The 4,708-nt window shown below is 73.6% G+C and carries 5 protein-coding genes; 3 read left to right on the plus strand and 2 right to left on the minus strand.

Annotated elements, in window-relative coordinates:
• The first annotated feature begins 189 nt into the window (after positions 1–189).
• On the plus strand, positions 190–1,389 hold the full coding sequence (locus FGF04_RS12670; protein ID WP_188114066.1) for a sensor histidine kinase: 1,200 nt from the start codon (positions 190–192) through the stop codon (positions 1,387–1,389).
• Between the two features lie 81 nt (positions 1,390–1,470).
• Positions 1,471–2,121 (plus strand): response regulator transcription factor, encoded by a 651-nt coding sequence (locus FGF04_RS12675; RefSeq protein ID WP_268893770.1) that lies wholly within the window; start codon positions 1,471–1,473, stop codon positions 2,119–2,121.
• A 7-nt stretch (positions 2,122–2,128) separates the two neighbouring features.
• Here FGF04_RS12675 and FGF04_RS12680 read toward each other — a convergent pair whose 3' ends face one another.
• Positions 2,129–3,103 (minus strand): helix-turn-helix domain-containing protein, encoded by a 975-nt coding sequence (locus FGF04_RS12680; RefSeq protein WP_149511415.1) that lies wholly within the window; start codon positions 3,101–3,103, stop codon positions 2,129–2,131.
• Positions 3,100–3,954, minus strand: coding sequence for a peptidoglycan-binding protein (locus FGF04_RS12685; protein ID WP_235882307.1), 855 nt, complete (start codon positions 3,952–3,954; stop codon positions 3,100–3,102). Before FGF04_RS12685 ends, FGF04_RS12680 begins: the two co-directional genes overlap by 4 nt.
• Positions 3,955–4,183: 229 nt before the next feature.
• Between FGF04_RS12685 and FGF04_RS12690 the strand changes: the two genes are divergently transcribed.
• Positions 4,184–4,630, plus strand: coding sequence for a peptidoglycan-binding domain-containing protein (locus FGF04_RS12690; RefSeq protein WP_149511416.1), 447 nt, complete (start codon positions 4,184–4,186; stop codon positions 4,628–4,630).
• The last annotated feature ends 78 nt before the right edge of the window (positions 4,631–4,708 follow it).

Genomic DNA, 4,708 nt, shown 5'->3' on the forward strand with positions numbered 1-4,708 from the left:
ATGCGGTGGGGGCCGGTGGGAGGGAGGTACCGGCACGTGAAGGAGTCTGTTCACCGGCGGCGGCCGGCACATCGGCCCGGCGGACCGGCCCGCCCCCGACCCAGGGAGGGGCACAGGTTGGACTTGGGACCAAGGCGCCTCGGTCCCAGGTCTGATCCACCGGTCGCGCCGAGTGGCGACAATGGCCTGGTGAACACGGACGGTGCGCCGCGGCTCGGGGCGTGGCAGCAGACCTGGCGGCTGACGGCGGTCACGGTCGCGAGCCTGCCGATCTGGCTCTCGATGCTCGCGCTGATGCGGAAGCAGTCCGGTGATCCGGGGGCCTGGATCCTCGTCGGTGACCCGCTGCTCGCCCTGGGCTGCCTGGCGGCGCTCCTGTGGCGGCGGCGGTGGCCCCTCGCGGTCGCCCTGGCGGTCACGGTCGCCTCGGCCGTGTCGGTGCTCGCCACCGGTGCCGCGCTGCTGGCGATGGGCTCGCTCGCCACCCGCCGCCGCCCGGTGGAGATCGGGGCCGTCGTCGTGGCGTACGTGGGTGCGTCACAGCTCGCCACCGGGGTGTACCCGCTGCAGGGGTCGGCCGACGTGCCGTGGTGGGTCCAGGTCGCGCTGACGACGCTGACCGCGGGGATCGCGGTGGCCGTCGGCATGGCGGTCGGGGCACGGCGCAACGAGGTGCGGTCCCTGCGGGAGCGCGCGGAGAGCGCGGAACGGGAGCAGAGCGCGCGGGCGGCGCAGGCACGGGCCTTGGAACGCAACCGGATCGCCCGCGAGATGCACGACGTCCTCGCGCACCGCATCTCCCTGGTCGCCATGCAGGCCGGGGTGCTCGACCACCGTCGCGACCTCTCGGCCGACGAGAACCGCCTCCTGGTCCGCGGTATCGCCGAGGGCTCCCACCAGGCGCTGGAGGAGCTGCGGGAGGTCCTCGGCGTGCTCCGCTCCGACCACGGTCGCCCGGAACCGCCCCAGCCCTCCCTCGACCGGATCCCCGACCTGGTGGCCGACGCCCGCGCCGCGAACCTCGACGTCCGGCTCAGCGACGCCGTGACCGGCTCCCCGCCCGACGGCATCGGACGGACCTGCTACCGCATCGTCCAGGAGGCCCTGACCAACGCCGCCAAGCACGCCCCCGGCGCGGTCGTACGTATCACCCTCGCCGGTACCGCGGGCGCCACTCTCGACATCGGCGTCCGCAACGGACCGGCCCCGCTGCGCACCGCGCGGCCCCCGGCCTCCGGCTTCGGCCTGCTGGGCCTCGGCGAACGGATCACCCTCGCCGGCGGCGAACTCGACCACCGTCCCACGCCCGAGGGCGGGTACGTACTCACCGCACGGCTGCCCTGGCCCGACGGGTCCGCCGCCGCCCACAGCCACGAAAAGAGCGCATGAGTGGAAACCCGACACGGTCCCGGTCCCGATGCTGGCCCCGGCCCCGGTCCCGGCCCCGGTCCCGATCCCGGTCCCGTACGCGTGGTCGTCGTCGACGACGAGGAACTGGTGCGCATGGCCCTACGGCTCGTCATCGACGGTGAACCGGACCTGACCGTCGTGGCGGAGGCCGCCGACGGGAACGCCGCGCTCGCCGTGGTGGACGCACAGCGGCCCGACGTGGTGCTGATGGACGTGCGCATGCCGGGCCGGGACGGCTTGGACACGACCCGGGAACTGCTCGCCCGGCCGGCGCCGCCCCGGGTGCTGATGCTGACCACCTTCGACTCCGACGACCTGGTGCTCGGGGCGCTGAGCGCCGGAGCGCTCGGCTTCGTCCTCAAGGACACTCCCCCCGCGCGCATCCTCGACGCGGTGCGGACCGTCGCGGACGGCAACCCGGTGCTGTCCCCGGCGGCCACGGCACGGGTGATCGCCGCGGCCACCGGCCCGGACTCCTCGCACACCCGCGAACGTTCCCGCGAGAGCGCGCGCCAACGGCTGTCCGTACTGACGGAACGGGAACGGGAGACCGCCCGGGCCATCGCGGACGGACTGGGCAACCCGCAGATCGCCGAGCGGCTGCGCATCACCGTCGCGACGGTCAAGGCGCACACCGGCAGCCTGTTCGCGAAGCTGGAGGTCGAGAACCGGGTGCAGATCGCGCTCCTGGTCCGCGACGCGGAGAGCTGACCGGGGTTCAGGGGACGGTGGGAATGGTGGAAACGGTGGGACCGGTGAGGGCCGCCTGGTCCGGGCGGGTCCCGAAGCATTCCTCCGCGCCGCCCGCCGCGGGGCGGAAGCAGGCCCGTACCGGCGTCCCGGGGTCCACCACGCTCATAAGGGTGTGGACGTAGGTGTCCGCCTCGTCGCGGCTGGTGACCCGCGCGCCGTGACGGGCGCCGCCCCGGCCGCCCGTCACGGTGTCCACGCGGTCGCCCACGGCCGCGCCCCACATCCGGACCCAGCTCGTCCCGCACTCCTGGCTGTAGCGGATCTGCACCCAGGCGCCCGTGGCGGTCTCGTGCTCGGCGAGCGTCAGAGGCTCGGCGCCGCACTTCATCGCGACCGGGTCCTCATCCTGGCAGGCGGTGTGCCGGCAGAACGGCCCGGTGGCCGGAGAGGACGCCGGGGACGTGGGGGACGCCGACACCGCCTCCTCGCGGTGCGAGGGGGGAAGGTTGACGAGTACGAGCGCCCCCAGGACCAGGGCACAGACCGACGCGAGGGCGGTGAGGAAGACCACGCGCCGGTGGGCGACGGGGCGGGCGGGGGTAGGGATGGCCCCGGTCCCGGCAGGCACCACCTCACCCGGGCCGGTGTCGTCCGGCGCCTTCTCGTCCGCATCGGTGCCGCCCGGTGCCGTCTCTTCCGGCCCGGTGCCGTCCTGCGGCGTCCGGTGGGTCCCACGAGTCGTCCGACCGGTAGTCCGATGGGCGCGGGCGATGTCCAAGAGCGCCAACGGACGGTCGGCGGACTCGCCGGCGAGACGGCACAACTCCTCGACCGCACTGCGGGGCGGCAGACCCTTGCCGTTGAGGTAGCGCTCCCAGGACGACTTGCTGAAGGTGGTCGCCTGCGCGAGCTGCGCCAGGCTCAGACCGGTGCGCTGCCTCAACTCCTGCAGTACGGCGGCGAGTCGCGCACCCGGTGGCGAGGGTGCGCCCTGCGTCATCCGCGCAACGCCTTCCAGGAACGCGGCCCCAGCATGCCGTCCACGACCAGTCCCTCGCGCCGCTGGAACGTCTTGACGGCCCGCAGCGTCAACGGGCCGAACATGCCGTCGATCCCGCCGGGCGAGATGCCCGTCCGGCGCAGCAGGCACTGCGCCTCCGCGACGTCGGCACCGGTGGCACCGTAGACGATCTCGGTGTCCCGGCCGCCGTTGACGCCCGCCGACCAGCGGCCGTCGACCCGGGAGACGCGGCACGTGTAGGAGGGCGGCGAGGTCTCGGTGACGGAGGGCGTGGCGGCGACGGCCGCCGGACTGATGTGCTCGTCTTCGAGGCGCAGTACGAGCAGCAGCGTCGCCAGGACGGCGACGGCCAGGGCGAGGACGCCCACCGTGAGGGCGAGATGCGGCAGACGCCCGGACACCGGTCCGGCGACGGACGGTCCGGCGACGGGCGGTCCCAAGGGCACGGCCTGCGGCTGTGTCTGCGCCTGCGCCTGCGCCTGCGCCTGCATCGGTGCCTGCGGGACGGACCCGGCGCCGCCGCGACGGCCGTCCCAGGTGTCGGCGGCGACCTCGTGCAGGGCGAGCAGGGGTACGGGGTCGGCCCCGGTGAGCCGGGCCAGCGCCTCCACCGCCTCCCGGGGCGGCAGCGACGCACCTCCCAGATACCGCTCCCACGACTTGGCGCTGTAGCCGGTCTTCGCCGCGAGGTGCCGCATCGTCAGCTCGTCGCGGTCCTTCAGCCGACGTAACTGCTCCACCAACTCCCGTGCGCAGGGATCGATTTCAGCGGGCAGCGCTTCGCGGCGCGGCATGTGTCCCCCAAATGCGGTCATGAGCGTGAACAGCATCCCCCTTCACTGCTGCGCATTCTGCATGAGCCCGTCACATCTGTCACAGGTGTCCCACACAACCGTCCCGTAGGACGCCGTCGCCGCAGGTCAGCGGGGTGGTCGTCCCGAGCGGCCGTCATCTGCGTCCCAGCCGTGGCCACGGCCCCCGGGCACCCTGCACCTTTGGTCTCGCCACCTGCCCCGCCGGCCGGGACAGGGGCGGATTCCACGACCGAAAGAGGAAAGCATGCGACCGAACGCTCTGGGCAGGACCATCGCCGGCCTCATCGCCGTTGCCGGCCTCGCCGCCGGCAGTGTGGCGACCGCGGGCACCAGCTTCGCGGCGACCGCGACCACCGCGCACACGGCCGCGGTCGCGCAGCCCGCCGCCGTGACCGCGACGGAGAACTTCGGTCTGACCTCGGCCGAGGCCAAGAACGTCCAGAACTTCCTCGCGGACTACTGGGGTTACACGGGGGCCATCGACGGCCAGCTCGGCACCAACAGCTGGAAGGCCTTCCAGCGCTGCCTCGCCACCTACTGGGGCTACACGGGCGCCATCGACGGCGACCCCGGCCCCAACACCATCAAGGCGCTGCAGCGTCTGCTGAAGGACGACTACGGCTACACCGGCGCCATCGACGGCATCGCCGGTGCGGGCACCCGGGCGGCGTTCAAGCGCTTCGCCGCCTGACCGTCGAGCGACCGACCCCGGCTCGTCCTCACTCCTTGAGGACGAGCCGGGGTCGCGTGTTCCCCCACCACTCCTCCC

The organism is Streptomyces apricus (assembly GCF_008369065.1).
GTDB lineage: Bacteria > Actinomycetota > Actinomycetes > Streptomycetales > Streptomycetaceae > Streptomyces > Streptomyces apricus.